The organism is Vibrio sp. 811 (assembly GCF_033339195.1).
The window spans coordinates 1-486 of record NZ_JAWOUB010001011.1; the positions used below are offsets into that span (position 1 = coordinate 1).

The 486-nt window shown below is 45.5% G+C and carries 1 protein-coding gene; it reads right to left on the reverse strand.

Translation table 11 applies throughout. The features are described 5' to 3' along the window. The coding region (locus tag R7Q46_RS30630; protein ID WP_318078773.1) for a 2-dehydropantoate 2-reductase at nt 1-486 on the reverse strand (486 nt) is incomplete at both ends.

A 486-nucleotide genomic window follows, 5' to 3' on the forward strand; every position in this document is an offset into this window, starting at 1 on the left:
TTGATGCGTTGGTAAAGTTCTAAATTCTCAGGCGTGTTGATGCGATGTTTCTCTGCCGCTTTTAGCAAGTACCCAGTGATAAAATCAATTTCGGTCGGGCGCTGATGAAACACATCTTGCCTCATTGAAGAATAGTTCTCAGACGTTGCCCGCACCACTTGCATAATGGTCTCGAAAAGTACGTCGAACTGCGTCGCAACGTCTTCCTTATTCATCACTTCGACAAGTTCTTTCGTGATGATTTTCAAGGTGTCTTGAAGATCACCGTGTGCAAGATCGCCATTTTTACATTGATGCAATGCTGTAAGCGGGTTGATTGCACAGTTTATGGCGAGTTTGGTCCACAATGCGGCATTGATGTTTGGGTTCCAAACAACTTCTGGTAAAGCGTGCTGCATAACATCTTGCAAAAACTGGCATTGAGCGCCAGATGCATTAAAGCCGCCAACTTGAGTGATGCCTTGCCCCGTGTGCATTACGAGTTCT